Annotated in this window: 13 protein-coding genes; 4 read left to right on the plus strand and 9 right to left on the minus strand. The window is 67.9% G+C overall.

What is annotated here, in order from left to right:
* Positions 1 to 79: 79 nt before the first annotated feature.
* The 5 genes from glyS to ACZ5M6_RS15000 form a co-directional block, all read right to left on the minus strand.
* The gene (gene glyS / locus ACZ5M6_RS14980) at positions 80 to 2,404 is read right to left on the minus strand and encodes a glycine--tRNA ligase subunit beta (RefSeq protein WP_464159030.1); all 2,325 of its coding nucleotides are present in this window, start codon (positions 2,402 to 2,404) and stop codon (positions 80 to 82) included.
* Between the two features lie 156 nt (positions 2,405 to 2,560).
* Positions 2,561 to 3,454: a glycine--tRNA ligase subunit alpha gene (locus tag ACZ5M6_RS14985; protein ID WP_409612353.1), complete on the minus strand. Its 894-nt coding sequence runs from the start codon at positions 3,452 to 3,454 to the stop codon at positions 2,561 to 2,563.
* Between the two features lie 85 nt (positions 3,455 to 3,539).
* Complete coding sequence (locus ACZ5M6_RS14990; protein WP_464159031.1) at positions 3,540 to 4,412, minus strand: 4-(cytidine 5'-diphospho)-2-C-methyl-D-erythritol kinase; 873 nt, start codon at positions 4,410 to 4,412, stop codon at positions 3,540 to 3,542.
* A 223-nt stretch (positions 4,413 to 4,635) separates the two neighbouring features.
* Positions 4,636 to 6,540, minus strand: a complete 1,905-nt coding sequence (locus tag ACZ5M6_RS14995; protein WP_464159032.1) for a tetratricopeptide repeat protein — start codon at positions 6,538 to 6,540, stop codon at positions 4,636 to 4,638.
* Between the two features lie 43 nt (positions 6,541 to 6,583).
* Complete coding sequence (locus ACZ5M6_RS15000; RefSeq protein ID WP_395941973.1) at positions 6,584 to 8,239, minus strand: electron transfer flavoprotein-ubiquinone oxidoreductase; 1,656 nt, start codon at positions 8,237 to 8,239, stop codon at positions 6,584 to 6,586.
* A 196-nt stretch (positions 8,240 to 8,435) separates the two neighbouring features.
* Between ACZ5M6_RS15000 and ACZ5M6_RS15005 the strand changes: the two genes are divergently transcribed.
* Complete coding sequence (locus ACZ5M6_RS15005) at positions 8,436 to 9,233, plus strand: uracil-DNA glycosylase (protein ID WP_464159033.1); 798 nt, start codon at positions 8,436 to 8,438, stop codon at positions 9,231 to 9,233.
* Between the two features lie 101 nt (positions 9,234 to 9,334).
* Entirely contained in the window at positions 9,335 to 11,008 is a 1,674-nt protein-coding gene (locus tag ACZ5M6_RS15010) for a lytic transglycosylase domain-containing protein (RefSeq protein ID WP_191554403.1), read from the plus strand.
* Between the two features lie 4 nt (positions 11,009 to 11,012).
* Here the strand turns inward: ACZ5M6_RS15010 and ACZ5M6_RS15015 are convergent, their stop codons facing one another.
* The 4 genes from ACZ5M6_RS15015 to cysD form a co-directional block, all read right to left on the minus strand.
* The gene (locus ACZ5M6_RS15015) at positions 11,013 to 11,156 is read right to left on the minus strand and encodes a hypothetical protein (protein WP_156314214.1); all 144 of its coding nucleotides are present in this window, start codon (positions 11,154 to 11,156) and stop codon (positions 11,013 to 11,015) included.
* Positions 11,157 to 11,246: 90 nt separating this feature from the next.
* A complete protein-coding gene (locus ACZ5M6_RS15020; RefSeq protein ID WP_054766470.1) occupies positions 11,247 to 11,891 on the minus strand; it encodes a glutathione S-transferase family protein in 645 nt (214 codons plus the stop codon).
* 30 nt (positions 11,892 to 11,921) lie between these two features.
* Entirely contained in the window at positions 11,922 to 13,835 is a 1,914-nt protein-coding gene (gene cysN, locus ACZ5M6_RS15025) for a sulfate adenylyltransferase subunit CysN (protein WP_464159034.1), read from the minus strand.
* A complete protein-coding gene (gene cysD / locus ACZ5M6_RS15030) occupies positions 13,835 to 14,794 on the minus strand; it encodes a sulfate adenylyltransferase subunit CysD (RefSeq protein ID WP_464159035.1) in 960 nt (319 codons plus the stop codon). Before cysD ends, cysN begins: the two co-directional genes overlap by 1 nt.
* A gap of 168 nt (positions 14,795 to 14,962) precedes the next feature.
* Between cysD and ACZ5M6_RS15035 the strand changes: the two genes are divergently transcribed.
* Together ACZ5M6_RS15035 and ACZ5M6_RS15040 are read left to right on the plus strand one after the other, a co-directional pair.
* Entirely contained in the window at positions 14,963 to 15,514 is a 552-nt protein-coding gene (locus tag ACZ5M6_RS15035) for a lipocalin family protein (RefSeq protein ID WP_444571445.1), read from the plus strand.
* A 200-nt stretch (positions 15,515 to 15,714) separates the two neighbouring features.
* Positions 15,715 to 17,514, plus strand: a complete 1,800-nt coding sequence (locus ACZ5M6_RS15040) for a long-chain-acyl-CoA synthetase (RefSeq protein ID WP_152950835.1) — start codon at positions 15,715 to 15,717, stop codon at positions 17,512 to 17,514.
* The last annotated feature ends 80 nt before the right edge of the window (positions 17,515 to 17,594 follow it).

Consider the following 17,594-nt stretch of genomic DNA (forward strand, 5'->3'; position numbering starts at 1 on the left):
AGACTCCCCTCTCCGACCCTGGTCCGGCTACGCCGGACGCCGGGCCACCTCTCCCGCAAGCGGGAGAGGGTCTTGAAGACTACCCCGCGATCTGGCCGAAGTCCGCCACCTGGCCCATGACGTCGCGCACCTGGCCCAGCAGTTTCAGGCGGTTGTCGCGCTCTTCGGGAACCTCGGAGTTGACCATCACCGCCTCGAAGAAGGCGTCGACCGGCGCGCGCAGGGCCGCCAGGGCGGTCATGGCGGCGGCGAAATCCTCGGTCTCCAGCGCGGTCTCGACCGCGGTGCGGGCGGCGGCGACGGCGAAGGCCAGGGTGGTCTCGGCCTCGGGCTGGTTCGGCAGGCCGGTCTGGACCATGCCGGTCGGCAGCGGTCCCTTCTTCTCCTCGGCGCGCAGGATGTTGGAGGCGCGCTTGTAGCCGGCCAGCAGATTGGCCCCGTCGTCGGTGGCCAGGAAGGCGGCCAGGGCCTCGACCCGGCGCACGATGCGGACGAGGTCGTCGTCGCCCAGAGCAAAGACGGCGGCGACGAGGTCGTGGCGTTGGCCCTGATCGCGGAGGAGGACGGTCAGGCGGTCGGCGAAGAAGGCGAGCGTTTCATGGTCTTTTTCGTCAGGCGCATAGCCGCGCCCGAGTTCCCAAGTATCCCTCAAGAGACGGTTAATAGCCTCTACCGCTTCCAACATTAATGGGCCGGTCTCGACCGCATGCTCGACGCCTAGCCGCTTGATCTCCGCAAAAGTTCTGGCGTCAAGATCTTCGGTATTCAATGGAAGTTTGGACGCGATTACGCGCGCTCGCTGTCGTGAAATAGGCCTTAGTAAGTTTTCCCTAATTCCATTCTCCAGCACCAACCGGATCACGCCCAGCGCCGCTCTCCGCAGCGCGAACGGATCCTTCGACCCCGTGGGCTTCTCGTCGATGGCGAAGAAGCCGACCAAGGTGTCCAGCTTGTCGGCCAGGGCGACGGCGACCGTGACGGGTGCGGTCGGGACCGTGTCGGCGGGGCCTTGGGGCTTGTAGTGGTCGCGGATGGCGTCGGCGATGCGGTCGCGCACTTGAGGCGTCCAGCCCCCTCCACCGCTCCGCGGTCCCCCTCCCCCAAGGGGGGAGGATTGATCCGTGCGATCTCCCCCCTCAGGGGGGAGTGGCCGCGAAGCGGACGAGGGGGGCGCGCTCAGCAGACGCGCGTAATAGCCGCCCATGATCCCCTGCAGTTCCGGGAATTCGCCGACCATGCCGCTGGCCAGATCGGCCTTGCACAGGCGGGCGGCCATCTCGGCCTCGTCCGCGTCGGCGCCGACCAGGGGGGCGATCTCGCGGGCGAGCGCCGCGATGCGGTCGACCCGCTCGGCCAATGTGCCCAGTTTGGCGTGGAAGGTGACGCCCTTCAGCTTTTCGTTCCAGGCGTCGAAACCGACCTTCTGGTCCTCGTCCCAGAAGAAGCGGGCGTCGTTCAGGCGGGCGGACAGGACGCGGCTGTTGCCTGCGGCCAGGGCCTTGCCGCCGTCGGTCGCCTCGACATTGGCGACGACCAGGAAGTTGGGGGCCAGGCCATCCTTCGACGGGTCACGGACGGCGAAATACTTCTGGTGCACCTTCATCGACAGACGCACGACCTCGGGCGGCAGGGCCAGGAACTGCGGGTCCATGTCGCCCAGGATCGGGGTCGGCCATTCGGCGAGACCCGCCACCTCGTCCAGCAGGCCGTCGTCGTCGACCAGCACCAGACCGCGCGCGGCGCAGGCGGCCTTGGCCTGTTCCAGGATGCGCAGCTTGCGGTCGGCCACGTCGATCAGGACGAACTCCCGCTCCAGCTGGGTGCGGTAGTCGACGAAGTCGCTGACCTTCAGCAGCTGGCCAGAGCCGAGGAAACGGTGGCCCTCGGTGATCGCATCGGACGGGATGCCGTCGATCTCGAACGGGACCACCTTGCCGTCGAACAGGCACAGGATGCGTTTGATCGGCCGGACCCAGCGCAGGGTTCCCGAACCCCAACGCATCGACTTGGGCCAGGGGAAGGCGCGGATGACCTGGTCCACCGTCTCGGCGACCAGATCGGTGGTCGCGCGGCCCTTGGACGACAGAACGGCGTACAGGACGCCGTCGCGCTCGGTCAGTTGATCGCGGGTCAGGCCGGTCTTGCGCAGGAAGCCCTCCAGCGCCTGTTCCGGCGCCGAGGCCTTGGGCCCCTTCACCTCTTCCTCGCGGTCGGGCGTGGCGGCGGGCAGGCCGTCGATCACCAGGGTCAGACGGCGCGGGCCGGCGTAGGTCGTCAGGGCCTCCCAGGTCAGGCCGGCGGCCTTCAGCCGGTCGGAGACCATGCGGTCGAGGTCGCGCGCGGCGCCCTGCTGCATCCGGGCGGGGATTTCTTCAGAGAAGATTTCGAGGAGGAGTTGGGGCATTAGAGTCTCAAATCTGTCCGCTCATCCCCGCGAAAGCGGGGACCCAGCGCTGTGGGCGCACGACCGGCGCCGTAGGGGCTTCAACCGCCATCCCAGACACCGCGCCTCGCGACAGGACTGGGTCCCCGCTTTCGCGGGGATGAGCGGAAAGGGAAATCATGCCTCGGCCCGTTCCCGCTCTACATAGGCCGTCGCGCAGGCTTTGCAGAGTTCGCGGATGCGGCCGATGTAGCTCTGGCGTTCGGCGACGGCGATGGCGCCGCGGGCGTCCATCAGGTTGAACAGGTGGCTGGCCTTCAGCACCTGATCATAGGCCGGCAGGACCAGGGGCTGGCCCTGGGGTCCGGTCAGGGCCAGAAGGCGCGAGACCTCAGCCACCATATCCTCGAACCGGCGTTTCAGACCGTCGACGTCATAGCCGTGGAAGTTGGCCTCCGACTGCTGGCGCTCGTTCTCCAGGAAGACCTCGCCATAGGTCAGACCCTCCTTGGTGAACTTGAGGTCATAGACGTTGTCCACGCCCTGGACATACATGGCCAGACGCTCCAGCCCGTAGGTCAGTTCGCCCGAGACCACATCGACCTCGATGCCGCCGACGCCCTGGAAATAGGTGAACTGGGTCACCTCCATCCCGTCGCACCAGACCTCCCAGCCCAGGCCCCAGGCGCCGACCGTCGGGTTCTCCCAGTCGTCCTCGACGAAGCGGATGTCGTGCAGTTTCGGATCAATCCCGATCGCCGCCAGCGAGCCGAGATAGAGCTCCTGAAGATTGTCCGGGTTCGGCTTCAGAATGACCTGGTATTGATAATAGTGCTGGAGACGGTTCGGGTTTTCGCCGTAGCGGCCGTCGCCGGGGCGGCGGCTGGGCTGGACATAGGCGGCCTTCCACGGCTTTGAGCCGAGCGCGCGCAGGACGGTGGCGGGGTGGAGCGTGCCGGCCCCGACTTCGATGTCATAGGGCTGGAGAATGGCGCAGCCCTGCTCGCCCCAATAGCGATGCAGGGTCAGGATCAGGTCCTGGAAGGCGAGCGGCTCGGTCGAGGTGGTCAAATCGGGCTCGGGAGGGGCTGGAAAAAGGACGGCGGACCATAGGGCCCGGCGCCGCGCGCTTCAACACGCGCAGGGGATTTATGGCTCAGGCGGCGGCGAGGCGGGTCGGGGCGACCCAGGCGGCCGGATGGGCGGCCGACAGGGCGGCGGCGGCGGCGGCCGCGTCCTCGCCGGACCGGCACAGGCCGAAGACGGTGGCGCCCGAGCCGGACATCCGCGCCAGGGCCACGCCGGGGGCCGCCGCCACCGCTGAAACCGCATCGGCTATGGCGGGCGTCAGGGCCTCGGCGGGCGGCTGAAGATCGTTGCGGAGGCCGGCCAGCCAGTCGATGACGGCCGCCGGGCTCCAGTCGGCGGGCGGCGCGGGACGGTCAGCGGCGCGCGGCGGACCGGCGTCATAGGCCCGGTAGACGGCGCCGGTGGGCGAAGGGACGCCCGGATTGAACAGGACGGCGTGGAGCGGCGGCAGGTGCTGTTCGTCGGTCAGGACGTCGCCCCGGCCCTCGGCCCAGGCGGTGCGCATCCGCAGGCACATGGGGCCGTCGGCGCCTATGACCCCCGCCACGGCCTCCAGTTCCACATCGTCTATGTCCAGCGCCAGGGCCTGACGCGCCAGTTTCAGGGCGGCGCCGGCGTCGGAAGACCCCCCGCCCAGGCCGGCGGCGATGGGCAGGCGCTTGTCCAGCGTCACCCTCAGCGGCGGCTCGCCGGTTCCGGTCGCCTGGCCCAGGGCGCGAAGGGCGCGCAGGATCAGATTGTCGGGCTCGGCCGCCAGACCCGCGCCGAACGGGCCGGTCACGGTCAGGGACAGGCGATCCGCCGGCTCGACCGTCACCCGGTCGCCGACGTCGGCGAAGGCGATGAGGCTGGACAGGGGATGATAGCCGTCGGCGTCCACCGGGCCGACGTGCAGGAACAGATTGATCTTGGCCGGGGCCAGGGCCGTGAGTGGTGGCATGGAGTAGGTCTTAGCGACTTGGGGGCTGGGTCGGAACGGGGAATACGGCGCCCCTCTCCCTTCCCGGTCGTCATCCTAGGGCTTGTCCCTAGGATCCAGACTCCCGGTGTTCGAGCGGGCGCACGTCTGCGGACACACCGGGAGTCTGGATCCTCGCCACAAGGGCGAGGATGACGGGCATGGGTGTGTCTGCGCGGGGGCTGAGGGTGCGGTGGCGCGCCCCCTATTGCGACACGCCGGTCGCGGGGCCGGCGCCGTCCAGGCCGTTGGCGATCTTGCGTTCGACCTCGACCTTGCGTTCGGGCTCCGGGTCCAGGCTCAGGACGCGGTTCCACAGCCAGACCGCCTCGCGCCGACGCCCCACCTTCCAATAGGCGTCGCCCAGGTGGTCGTTGATTTCGGCGTTGGCCGGCTCCTTCTCGACCGCCTGCTCCAGGGTGACGACGGCGGTGTCGTAATAGCCTTGCTTGAACTGGGCCCAGCCCAGGGAGTCCTGAATATTGCCGTTGTCGGGCGCAGCGGCGTGGGCCTGGGCCAACAGGCCGGCGCCCTGATCGACACGCAGGCCCCGATCCACCCACAGATAGCCGAGATAGTTCAGCACGTCGGCGTTGTTCGGGTCCGCCTGATGCGCGGCCCACAGTTCGGCCTCAGCCTCGGGGATGCGGTCCAGCGATTCCAGCGCCACGCCGCGCAGGAAATGGATGTGGGCGCCCTGGTCCGCCGTGTTCAGCAAGGGACCGTTCAACAGGGTCAGGGCCGCCTCGAACTGTTGCGCCTGGATCAACTGGCCCGCCAGGACCAGGGCGATGCGCGGATCGTCCGGCTGGGCGGCGGCGGCGGCGCGCAGTTCGGTCAGGGCGGCCTCGGACTGGCCGTCCTCCTCCAGATTGATCGCCAGCTGGGCGCGGGCGCTGGCGTAGAGAACCGGATCCTCCGGCCCGACGCGCGACAGGGCGGTGCGGGCGGCGGCCTTCAGCCCCACCCGGTCCAGCACCTGGGCCAGCTGAATCTGGGTCGCCGCATCCTCGTGCAGGTTCAGGGCGAGGCGCAGATAGACCACCGCAAACTCATTGCCGCGTTCGGCCACGGCCTGGGCGGCGGCCGTGGCCAGGGCCTGGGCCGCGCCCTGGCGGAAGTTCGGAGCGGGCGGAGGCGGATCGCCGGCCTGGAGGCGCGCCAGGGCGCGGGCGGTCGCCAGATCGGTCTGTCCCTGCATCGCCGCCTGATAGACGGCCAGGGCCTGATCCCGCTTGCCGCGCCGCTCCAGAAACTCGCCATAGGGCCGGTGGAACAGGGCGCCCAGGGTCGGCAGATCGGACAGGGCCTTCAGCTCGGCCTCCGCCTCAGCGTATTTGCGACGCTTTTCCAAGAGAAGGGCGCGGTTCTGACGCGCAAAGGCCAGGGTGACGGGATCGCCCTGGGCCGGAGGCGCGGCCAGGGCGCGGGTCCAGTCGCCGGCCGCCCCCGCGATCCAGGGCGCGACCATCAGCCCGGCGCGGGCGTGCGGCGCGGCGATGGGTCGGGCGGCCAATGCGGCGTCAGCGGCGCGGGCGTCGCCGTGCACGAAGGTCTGGACCGCTGCGATCAGACGCCCGCCCTCGGTGAAGGCCGGCGAGGCGTCGGCGGTCGGCGCCAGCCGCGCCGCCACGTCCAGATCGCCGCTGAGCAGGGCCGAGGTGAAGGCCTGTTCGCGCAGGCGCGGCTGTTCCGGCGTCAGGGCCTGGGCCTGGGCCAGAAGATCGGCGCCCCGTTCGCCCTCCCCCGTCATCAGGGCCAGTTTGCCGGCGAGATAAAGCCCATAGGCGCTGCGGCCCTGGGCGTCGGTCGGGATCGGCGACCAGACCTCAGGGATGGGCGGTTCGGCCGGTTCGTCATCGCCCGCGACGTCGATCGCCGGATCGCCGCCGGGCGTCATTTCCTGGGGCGCGCCGTCCTCGGGTTCGTCTTCTGCGGGCGCGGCTTCAGGCGTCTGACCCGGCTCGAGGATTATGGCGGGCGGATGGTCCTGGGACGGATTGACGGACGGCGACGCCGGTCTTGTCTCCTGCGCGACGGCCCCCTGGGCCATGGCCAGGGCGAGGACGGTCAGGGAGGCGGCGAACAGGCGCGAACGGGAGGCGATCATGCGCCGACCCTTCACGCTTTCCACCGCCCCCGCAAGAGCCCCGTCACATGTTCGGATAGTTCGGCCCGCCGCCGCCCTCGGGCGTGGTCCAGACGATGTTCTGCGACGGATCCTTGATGTCGCAGGTTTTGCAGTGGACGCAGTTCTGGGCGTTGATGACGAAACGGGGGTCGGTCTTGGCGACCTCGTCCGCATAGACGACCTCATAGACCCCCGCCGGGCAGTAGAGCCGGGCCGGTTCGCCGTATTTGGGCAGGTTGACCTGGATCGGCTTGGACGGGTCCAGCAGCTTCAGGTGGGCCGGCTGCTCTTCCGCATGGTTGGTGTTGGAGATGAAGACCGACGACAGCTTGTCGAAGGACAGTTTGCCGTCCGGCTTGGGATAGGCGATCGGCTTGTGCTTGGCTGCGGGCTCGGTCGAGGCGGCGTCGGTCTTGCCGTGTTGCAGGGTCGGGATCGGCGACCAGCCGCCCAGCAGGGTGCGGCACCACATGTCGAACATGCCCAGAGCCCCGCCCAGGGTGGTGCCGAACTTGGACAGCAGGGGCTTGGCGTTCCGGACGACCGACAGCTCCTTATAGACCCAGCTCTTCTTGAAGGCGGCCTCATACTCGACCAGTTCGTCGCCGCCGCGTCCGGCCTGAACCGCGTCATAGGCGGCGTCGGCGGCCAGCATGCCGGTCTTCATGGCGTTATGGCTGCCCTTGATGCGGGGCACGTTCACAAAGCCGGCCGAGCAGCCGATCAGGACGCCGCCGGGGAAGCTGAGCTTCGGAATGGACTGAAGACCGCCCTCGGTGATGGCCCGTGCGCCGTAGGAGATGCGCGTGCCGCCTTCCAGGTGCGAGGCGATGGCCGGGTGGTGCTTGAAGCGCTGGAACTCGTCGAACGGCGACAGATGCGGGTTCTTGTAGTTCAGGTGAACGACATAGCCGATCGCCACATAGCGGTCGCCGAAATGATACAGGAAGCTGCCGCCGCCGGTGTGCTCGTCCAGCGGCCAGCCGGTGGTGTGCTGGGCCAGGCCGGGCTGGTGCTTATCCGCCGGCACCTGCCACAGCTCCTTCAGGCCGATGCCGTATTTCTGAGGCGACCTGCCGTCCTGGAGCTTGTGGCGGGCGATGATGGTCTTGGCCAGGGAGCCGCGCACGCCCTCGGCGATGAAGACATATTTGCCGTGCAGTTCGATGCCCGGCTGGAAGTCGCCGGTCGGCTTGCCCTCGCGGTCGATGCCGAAGACGCCGGCGACGACGCCCTTCACTCGACCCGTCTCTTCTTCCCAGACGACGTGGCTGGCGGCCATGCCGGGATAGACCTCGACGCCCAGGGCCTCGGCCTGTTCGCCCAGCCAGCGCGCCACATTGCCCAGGGAGGCGATGTAGCAGCCGTCATTGTGCATGAAGGGGGGCATCAGCCCCATCGGCAGGGCGGCCGACCCTTGCGGACCCAGCAGCAGGAAACGGTCCTGGGTGACCGGCGTCTCCAGCGGGGCGCCGCGCTCCTTCCAGTCGGGGAAGAGTTCGTTCAGCGCCTTGGGGTCGATGACCGCGCCCGACAGGATGTGGCCGCCGACCTCGGCGCCCTTTTCCAGCACGGCGACGCTGATGTCCTTGCCGTCCTTTTCCGCCCTCTGTTTCAGACGGATGGCCGCCGACAGGCCGGCGGGGCCGCCGCCGACGATGACGACGTCATACTCCATGACCTCCCGCTCGACGCCCTGAAGAGCCTCCAGCGGCGGCAGATTGTCGATGATGGCTTCCTGGCGGGCGTTTTCCGCGCCGCCCTCGATGGCTTCTTCGGCCATGTCTTCCCCTGAAATCCTGCTTGTTCGTGTGGTTATGCCGCTTATCGGAAGGTGACGCGAGGGCGGTCAAGGCTTATCGGTGTGTTGAGACATGAACGCGCAACCTCACGAGATCGCTGCAATCGAAAGCCTGCTCGCCTTTTGGCGGGATGCGGGGGTGGACGCCTGCTACGGCGAGGCGCCGGTCGATCACACCCATCTGGCCCCGCCCCCCGCCCTGAAGGCGGTGCAGAAGGCCACGGCCTCGGTGGCCGCGCCCCTTGCCGGACCCGGCGCAGCCGAGGCGATCGCCGAGGCGAGACATCTGGCGGCGGGGGCCGCCACGCTCCAGGATCTGGCGGCGGCGGTGGCGGCGTTTGAAGGCTGTCCGCTGCGCGCCATGGGGGCGACCCAGTCGGTCTTCGGGCGTGGCGACCCGAACGCGCCCGTCCTGATCATCGGCGAAGGTCCCGGCGCCGAAGAGGACCGGATGGGCCAGCCCTTCGTCGGCAAGGCCGGAAAGCTGCTGGACCGAATGCTGGTGGCGGCGGGTCTGACCGGCAAGGTCTTCATCACCAACACCGTCTTCTGGCGCCCGCCGGGCAACCGCACCCCGACCCCGCAGGAACAGGCGGTATGCGCCCCCTTCGTCGAACGCGCCTTTGCTCTGCTCCAGCCCAAGGCGGTGTTGCTGCTGGGGGCGGCCTCGGCCAAGTCGGTGCTTCAGACGGACGAGGGCATCATGAAAATCCGGGGCCAGTGGCGGGAATGGCGTCTGAACGAGGGCGCCGTGTCCGCGCCTGTCGTGCCGACCCTGCACCCCGCCTTCCTGCTGCGCCAACCCCAGGCCAAGCGGCTGGTCTGGGGCGATCTGTTGGCGCTTTCGGCTCGGCTGGACGGCGCAGGTTGAGGTTACCGCCGCTTTAAGGCATGCTGATCGTTTGACGACCAACGCCACACGATCCCCGCCTGACGAGAACGGGCAGGGCGACGCCAACGGGGCCGCCGCGTATGTTGATGTTCCGCCGGGCGCTGATCGCCCCGACTCTGGTGCTTTCGCTCGCCTTCGCCGGCGCGGTGCAGGCCGAGGCGCCTGCAGAGGGAATGGCTGACGTCAGTTCCGGTTCCGTCCGCCCCACGGCCCTGAGTTCATCTGATCGCCTGTCCTACACCACCGCCTTCGACGCCCTGCGGCGCGGCGACATCGAGGCGGCCCGCCTGTCGGCGCGTCAGGCTCAGGACCGCGTCCTGCTGGGTCAGGTCGAGTTCGAAAGCCTGTTCCACCCCGACCATGTCGCCACCTATGAAGAGCTGACGGCCTGGCTTGAATCCTATTCAGACCTGCCCTGTGCGGACCGGGTTTACGCCCTGGCGATGCGGCGTCGGCCCGACGGGGCGCCGGAACCGGTCAAGCCGGGCGGTCTTCTGGGACGGACCTGGAACAGCGTCGTCGCCGCCGTCTCGGGCGGACCGGCCGTCGATCCGATGAAGGCGGCGCGCGTCGCATACAACAACGACGACCTGACCGGCGCCTCGGCCGTCGGCCGCGAGATCGGCGACTGGTGGACGGTCGGCCTGGCCGAATGGCGGCTGGGTCAGTTCCATCAGGCCTTCGCCGCCTTCGAGCGCGTCGCCAACGATCCGACCGAAGACCCGTGGGTCCGCGCCGGCGCCGCCTATTGGACCGCCCGGGCCGCCTCCCAGTCCGGCCGCCAGGACCGGGTCAACGACTATCTGCGTCTGGCGGGTCAGTGGCCGGCGACCTTCTACGGCCAGATCGCCCTGCGTCAGCTGGGCGAAGAACCGGCGATCGAAAACCTGGGCCCCCGCCCCTATGAGGCCCAACCCCGGCTGCAGCGCGCCGTCTATGTGCCCCAGGACGGCCGCGTCGGGGCCGATGAGTTGAACGCCTTCGTGCAGAGCGACGCCCGCGCCCGGCGCACCGTCGCCTATTACGAGGTCGGCCGTCGCACCGAGGGCGAGAATGAGCTGCGCGCCGGGCTTCGCACGGCGGTGGGCGACGCCGCGCGGATGTGGATGGCCCTGGCGCGGGTGATGATGCCCAGCAGCGGCGCCGACGTCGCCCGGATCGACGCGACCCGCTTCCCCATGCCGGTGCTGGAGCCGGAGGGCGGCTTCGTCATTGAAAAGGCCCTGGTCTACGCCCTGGCGCGCAAGGAGACCGACTTCAATCCTGACGCCCGGTCCGGCGCCGGCGCCTATGGGCTGATGCAGGTCATGCCGACGACGGCGGCGGAGATGACGGGAGACCGCACCTTCGTAACCGACCCGACCAAGCTTCTGGTTCCGGCGACCAATATGCGGCTGGGTCAGGCCTATGTCAGCCGGATGCTGAACCTGCCGGCCTTCCAAGGCGATCTGTTGCGCGCGGTGGCGTCCTACAACGCCGGGCCTGGCCCCATGCTGGCGGCCCTGAGAAAGCTGGGGCCGGACGCCGATCCCCTGCTGCTGATCGAGACGATCGACGTGCCCCAGGCCCGCGAATATGTGGAAAAGGTCGTCGCCGCCTATTGGATCTATCAGCGTCTGTTCGGCGGCCCGCTGAAGACCCTGGATGCGGTCGCTTCGGGCGCCCGGCTCGTGCCCTTGGCCCTGGACTATACGCCGCCGACGGAACAGCCCCTGATGGTGGCCCAGGCCAGCCCGATCGCCGGCGCCCAATAGGTTTTCAGAACACCGCCGCCAGCAGAAGAGCCCAGAAGGCCGCTCCCACCAGGGCCGCCAGGCCGTAGCCGGCTAGCGGACTGAGGCCTTCGGACGAGGCCTTGACCTGAACGGCGGCCTTGGTCGGCGCAGGGGTGTGAAGCGGCATCTCGTCCTCCGGGTGGAACGGGCGGTCCCACGCCGGTCAAGATAACGACGTCATCTTAACGGCCCGTCTGCGGCCAAGGTTGCGAAACCCTTAAGCCAGGGCCTCAGCCTCCCACTGCCGGAAGTCGGGCTGGGCCAGCAAGGCGGCGACATAGGCGACGGCGACGCCGTCGTCGCCATAGGCGCTCAGGTCGATCTGGAAATGCCGAATGCGCGCAGCGACCGGGGTGAAGAAGGCGTCGGCGATCGACCAGTCCCCGAACAGCCAGGGCCCGGCCTGCCCGAACCGGCCGCGCATCTGGCGAAACAGATCGACCAGCCGGGCCAGATCGCGGTCCAGGGCCGGGTCCGACGGGGTCTCGGACCGGGCCTCGCCGACCATGGGCCGGTCCGGCCCCGTGCCGCAAAAGGTCCGCAGGGCCGAAAAACCGGAATGCATCTCCGCCGTCGCCGATCGGGCCAGGGCGCGGGCCATCGGGTCCGCAGGCCACAGCCGCGCCTCGGGATAGGTCTCGGCCGCCCATTCCGCGATCGCCAGCGTATCCCAGATCAGCGTATCGCCGTGCTTCAGCACCGGGACGAAGCCGGAGGGCGAGATCTGACGCAGGGCCGCCTTCTGGGCCTGGGTCTCATAGCGGACGTCCACGGTGGTGAAGTCAGCGCCCGTGCGCTTCATCACCAGCCACCCCCGCAGGGACCAGGTCGAATAGGTCCGGGGCCCGATGATCAGTTCCATATTGGCTCCTCCCGGCGATGCAGTCCCGCCTCAGATGCTGAAGTCCTCGGTCGAGAACCGGCCGTCCAGCCAGGCCACGATCCGTTCCGCCGCATCTTCGGCCGACATGGTCGTGGTGTCGACGACGATCTCGGGCGCCTCGGGCGCTTCATAGGGGCTGTCGATGCCGGTGAAATTCTTCAGTTCGCCGGCGCGGGCCTTCTTGTAGAGGCCCTTGACGTCGCGCTGCTCGGCGACGGCCAGGGGCGTGTCGACATGGACCTCGACGAACTCGCCCGGACCGAGCAACTCACGGGCCATGCGGCGTTCGGCGCGGAAGGGGGAGATGAAGCTGACCAGGACGATCAGGCCGGCGTCCACCATCAGTTTCGACACCTCGGCGACGCGGCGGATGTTTTCGACCCGGTCCTCCTCCGTGAAGCCCAGGTCGCGGTTCAGACCGTGGCGGACGTTGTCGCCGTCCAGCAGATAGGTGTGGCGGCCGTCGGCGTGCAGCCGCTTCTCGACCAGGTCGGCGATGGTCGACTTGCCGGCGCCGGACAGGCCGGTCAGCCAGATGACCCTGCCCTTCTGGTTCTTGATGGCCGCGCGCGAACTCTTGTCCACCGACAGGGCCTGCCAATGGATGTTGTGGGCGCGACGCAGGGCGAAGTGCAGCAGGCCCGCCCCGACCGTCCGGTTCGAAATCCGGTCGATCAGGATGAAGCCGCCCAGATCCTTGTTCTGAGCGTAGGGGGCGAAGGCGACGGGGGCGTCAAGCGACAGGTTGCAGACGCCGATCTCGTTCAGCTCAAGCCGTTTGGCCGGCTGCTGCTCCAGGGTGTTGACGTTCACCTTGTGCTTGGGCTCGGTGATGGTCGCCCCGACCAGCTTGGCGCCGATCTTCAGCAAGTAAGGCCGCCCCGGCAGCAAGGATTCGTCGTCCATCCAGACGACCGTGGCCTCGAACTGGTCGGCGGCCTCCGGCGGGGCGTCGGCGCCGGCCAGGACGTCGCCGCGCGAGACGTCGATCTCGTCGGCCAGGGTCAGGGTGATCGACTGGCCGGCGACCGCCTGGGCCAGGTCGCCGTCGGCGGTGACGATGCGGGCGACGCTCGAGGCCTTGCCCGACGGCAGGACGCGCACCGGATCGCCCGGACGCACGGTCCCGGCGGCGATCTGGCCGGAGAAGCCGCGGAAGTCGAGATTGGGCCGGTTGACCCATTGCACCGGCAGGCGGAAGGGGTCGGCCTGAAGATCGTCCCCGACCTCCAGCGTTTCCAAGAGGCTCATCAGCGGCGGGCCGGCGTACCAGGGCGAATGATTGCTGGCTTCGGTGATGTTGTCGCCGCGCAGGGCGGACATCGGGATGGCGTCGAAGCGCTTCAGCCCGATCTGGTCGGCGAAGGCGGAGAAGTCGGCGACGATGGCGTCGAACACGGACTGCGACCAGCCCATCAGGTCCATCTTGTTGACCGCCAGGATCACATGGCGAATGCCCAGCAGGCTGACCAGATAGGCGTGCCGCCGCGTCTGGGTCAGGACGCCGCGCCGGGCGTCGATCAGGATGACGGCCGCGTCGGCGGTCGAGGCGCCGGTGACCATGTTGCGGGTGTACTGCTCGTGGCCCGGCGTATCGGCGACGATGAATTTGCGCTTTTCGGTCGAGAAGAAGCGATAGGCGACGTCGATGGTGATGCCCTGCTCGCGCTCGGCGGCCAGGCCGTCGACCAGAAGGGCGAAGTCGATGTCGCCGCCCTGGGTGCCGACGCGGCGGCTGTCCGCCTCCAGCACCGCCATCTGATCCTCGAAGATCATCTTGGAATCATAGAGCAGCCGGCCGATCAGGGTGGACTTGCCGTCGTCCACGCTGCCGCAGGTGATGAAGCGCAGCAGGCTCTTGTGCTGGTGGGCGTCCAGATAGGCGTCGATGTCGCGGGCGATGAGGTCGGACTGGTGAGCCATCAGAAATAGCCCTCCTGCTTCTTCTTCTCCATCGAGGCGGACTGGTCGTGGTCGATCATCCGGCCCTGACGTTCAGAGGTGGTGGTCAGCAGCATTTCCTGAATGACCTCGGGCAGGGTCGCAGCGGTGCTCTCGACCGCCCCGGTCAGGGGGTAGCAGCCCAGGGTGCGGAAGCGGACGGACTTCATCTGGGGCGTCTCGCCGGGCCGCAGGCGGAAGCGGTCGTCATCGACCATGATCAGGGCGCCGTCGCGTTCCACCACCGGCCGTTCGGCGGCGAGGTAGAGGGGCACGATCGGAATCTGCTCCAGGTGGATGTATTGCCAGACGTCCAGCTCGGTCCAGTTGGAGATGGGGAAGACGCGGATGCTTTCGCCCGGCCGTTTGCGGGTGTTGTAGAGCCGCCAGAGTTCGGGCCGCTGGTTCTTGGGATCCCAGCGGTGTTCGGCCGTGCGGAAGGAGAAGATCCGCTCCTTGGCCCGCGACTTCTCCTCATCGCGTCGGGCGCCGCCGAAGGCCGCGTCGAAGCCGTACTGGGTCAGGGCCTGTTTCAGTCCCTCGGTCTTCCACAGGTCGGTGTGCAGGGCCGAGCCGTGATCGAACGGATTGATGCCGCGCGCCACAGCCTCTGGATTGTGGTGGACCAGCAGCTCGACGCCAAGGTCCGCCGCCGCCTGTTCGCGCATGGCGTACATGGCGCGGAACTTCCACGTCGTATCGACGTGCAGCAGGGGGAAGGGCGGCGTGGACGGATAGAAGGCCTTCTTGGCCAGGTGCAGCATCACCGCCGAATCCTTGCCGATCGAATACAGCATGACCGGGCGCTCGGCCTCGGCCGCCACCTCGCGCATGATGTGGATGCTCTCGGCCTCCAGGCGCTGGAGATGGGTCAGCCGCGAAGGGCTTATCGCCAAGGGTCGGATCGGGGTCGGCTGTTCAGTCAGAATGGCGGCGTCCACCAGGTCAGGTCTCCATCGAACCCTGACGTGAAAGCCCAGCATGCAATGGGTCGCAAGCGAATGATACTGTCGCCCGTCGAGAGATTTGCACCTGACGGACCAACGGCCAAGCCTGGGCGGAACCTGAGCCGCGTGTGGCGGCTTTATGACCGAAAGGGGATTTCCGTCATGAAAACGCTCGCCCGCCTCGTCCTGTCTCTGAGTCTTTGCAGCGCCTTGGGCGCCTGTGTCACCGCCCCCTCTCCGTCCGAATATCGGGCTCCGCAGCCGCTGAAGACGGTCGAAATCGATCGACTCTGGTCCGGGCGTTGGCATGAGGTCGCGCGCCTGCCCGACCGGCTGACCGACGGATGCGTCGCCGGCGCCTCGGTCTATCGCCCGCTGGGCGGAGACCGGATCGCGGTGCGCGACACCTGTCAGATCGGCACGCCGGAGGGCAGGGAGAAGGCGATCAGCGGCGACGGACGCATCCTGGACCCCGGAACGAACGCCAAGCTGCGCGTGCGTTATCTGCACGGCTTCGTCACCTGGGACTTTTGGGTGCTGGACCGCGCCGACGACTACAGCTGGTTCATCTCCACCGATCCCACCTTCCACCGCCTCTTCATCTACACGCGGGACGTGCCGAGCGCGGCCGAGATCAAGGCCCTGACGGATCGCGCGCGCGCCCTGGGCTATGACGTGAGCCGCCTGGAATACCCTGCCCTTCCGGCCCGCTGAGGATCAGGGTCGGCGACGCATAAGGTCGCTGTCGCGTTTTTAGGTCTAGATTTACGTCACGTCACGCGAACAATTGGGACACGCCCGTCGGCAATCGTGGCGCTTTCGCAGGTGATTGACCGCCACACGGTTGACCCGACGGACCGGCTTCGTTCATCACGAAGACGGGTGGAAACGCACAGACCGGAGAATCGGCGAGCATGGGTTTGGTAGCGAATATTCGCAGGGACGTGAGGTTCGCGCGGGGCCTGTTCCGTCTGCTCAAGCGCATCAAGCCGATCGAGCTGGATAGCGACGTCCTGCTGTGCGACGACTTCGAAGAGGCCGTCGACAAGTTCGCCGACAACATCGCCGTCGAGGACGAGCGCCGCAGCCTGACCTATCGCGACCTGGACGCCATGGCGAACCGCTTCGCCCACTGGGCCAAGAGCCGGGGCCTGCGCCGCAGCGACACCATCGCCCTGATGATGACCAACCGGGTCGAATATCTGGCGGCCTGGATCGGCTTTTCGAAGGTCGGGGTGGCCACCGCCCTGATCAACACCAATCTGACGGGCCAAGGCCTGGCCCACTGCCTGACCATTTCCAATGCCTTCCAGGTCGTCGCGGACGAGGACTGCTGGCGCCAGATCGAGGACGCCCGCCCCCTGGTCGGCCACAATCTGATGCTGTGGGTTCTGGGCCTGGACGACGAGGACGAGAACAGCGAACGCCGGGGCCTGGACAAGCCGGTGCGCGGCGGCTCTTCGGTGCGCCCCGCCCGCAGCGGACGCGAGGGTCTGACCAACCGCGACACGGCTCTGTACATCTACACCTCCGGCACCACCGGCCTGCCCAAGGCGGCCCGCATTCCGCATTCGCGCGCCCGCACCTATATGCGCGCCTTCGCCGGGGCGACCCGTTCGACCCCAAAGGACCGCATCTTCAACGTCCTGCCGCTTTACCATTCGACCGGCGGTCTGGTGGGCGTGGGCGCGGCCCTGCTGAACGGCGCGCGCCTGGTGATCCGCAAGAAGTTTTCAGCCAGCAGCTTCTGGCCGGACGTCGTGGCGTCGGGCGCCACCATGTTCGTCTATATCGGCGAACTGTGCCGCTATCTGGTGAACTGTCCGCCCCAGGCCTATGAGAAGAAGCACAAGCTGCGCTTCGCCTTCGGCAACGGCATGCGCGGCGACGTCTGGCCTGAGTTCCAGAGCCGGTTCAACATTCCCGAGGTGCTGGAGTTCTACGGCTCGACCGAGGGCAATGTCTCCCTGTTCAACTTCGACGGCAAACAGGGCGCCATCGGCCGCGTCCCCAGCTATCTGAAGAAGCAGATCAACATCCGTCTGGTTCAGTGCGACGTCGAGACTGAACAGCCGGTCCGGGGGCCCGACGGCCTGTGCCGCCTGGCCCGCGTGGGCGAGATCGGCGAAGCGATCGGCGAAATCGGCAACGACATCCGTCACGACTTCTCGGGCTATGCCGACAAGGCCGCCTCTCAGAAGAAGATCCTGACCGACGTGTTCAAGAAGGGCGATCGCTGGTTCCGCACCGGCGACCTGATGCGCCAGGACGCCGAGGGCTATTTCTATTTCGTCGATCGGATGGGCGACACCTTCCGCTGGAAGGGCGAGAATGTCTCGACCTCCGAGGTCGAACAGGTTCTGATGGATGCGCCGGGCGTGGCCGAAGCCATCGTTTACGGCATTCCCGTGCCCGGCCAGGAAGGCAAGGCGGGGATGGCCGCCCTGGTGATCGAAGGCAAGTTCGATCCCAAGACCTTCGCCGACCACATCAATGGCAAACTGCCAGCCTACGCCCAACCCGTCTTCCTGCGAATGATCGAGGCAGCCGAGACCACCGGCACCTTCAAATATCGCAAGTCCGACCTTGTGGCCGACGGTTTCGATCCCGAAAGGGTCGGGGCGTCCCTGTATGTGCGCGGCGGCAAGAGCGGCTATCAGAAGCTGACGGCGGCGGCGCGCACGGCCATTCTGAACGGTGAAGGCCGGCTTTGACTGCGGCTGGACGGCGTTTGGCGAAACGCCGTCTTAATCAATAACCGCCATGGTCGACGCCTCTCCGTCTAGGATGTCGC

The organism is Brevundimonas sp. Br13 (assembly GCF_055391505.1).

What these genes read in the sequence shown, in the direction of transcription:
- ACZ5M6_RS15020 (WP_054766470.1), bottom strand. Translation starts at nt 11,891, where the DNA reads ATGGAACTGATCATCGGGCCCCGGACCTATTCGACCTGGTCCCTGCGG.
- ACZ5M6_RS14990 (WP_464159031.1), bottom strand. Translation starts at nt 4,412, where the DNA reads ATGCCACCACTCACGGCCCTGGCCCCGGCCAAGATCAATCTGTTCCTG.
- ACZ5M6_RS15000 (WP_395941973.1), bottom strand. Translation starts at nt 8,239, where the DNA reads ATGGAGTATGACGTCGTCATCGTCGGCGGCGGCCCCGCCGGCCTGTCG.
- ACZ5M6_RS15040 (WP_152950835.1), top strand. Translation starts at nt 15,715, where the DNA reads ATGGGTTTGGTAGCGAATATTCGCAGGGACGTGAGGTTCGCGCGGGGC.
- ACZ5M6_RS15010 (WP_191554403.1), top strand. Translation starts at nt 9,335, where the DNA reads ATGTTGATGTTCCGCCGGGCGCTGATCGCCCCGACTCTGGTGCTTTCG.
- ACZ5M6_RS15035 (WP_444571445.1), top strand. Translation starts at nt 14,963, where the DNA reads ATGAAAACGCTCGCCCGCCTCGTCCTGTCTCTGAGTCTTTGCAGCGCC.
- glyS (WP_464159030.1), bottom strand. Translation starts at nt 2,404, where the DNA reads ATGCCCCAACTCCTCCTCGAAATCTTCTCTGAAGAAATCCCCGCCCGG.
- ACZ5M6_RS15005 (WP_464159033.1), top strand. Translation starts at nt 8,436, where the DNA reads ATGAACGCGCAACCTCACGAGATCGCTGCAATCGAAAGCCTGCTCGCC.
- ACZ5M6_RS14995 (WP_464159032.1), bottom strand. Translation starts at nt 6,540, where the DNA reads ATGATCGCCTCCCGTTCGCGCCTGTTCGCCGCCTCCCTGACCGTCCTC.
- cysN (WP_464159034.1), bottom strand. Translation starts at nt 13,835, where the DNA reads ATGGCTCACCAGTCCGACCTCATCGCCCGCGACATCGACGCCTATCTG.
- ACZ5M6_RS15015 (WP_156314214.1), bottom strand. Translation starts at nt 11,156, where the DNA reads ATGCCGCTTCACACCCCTGCGCCGACCAAGGCCGCCGTTCAGGTCAAG.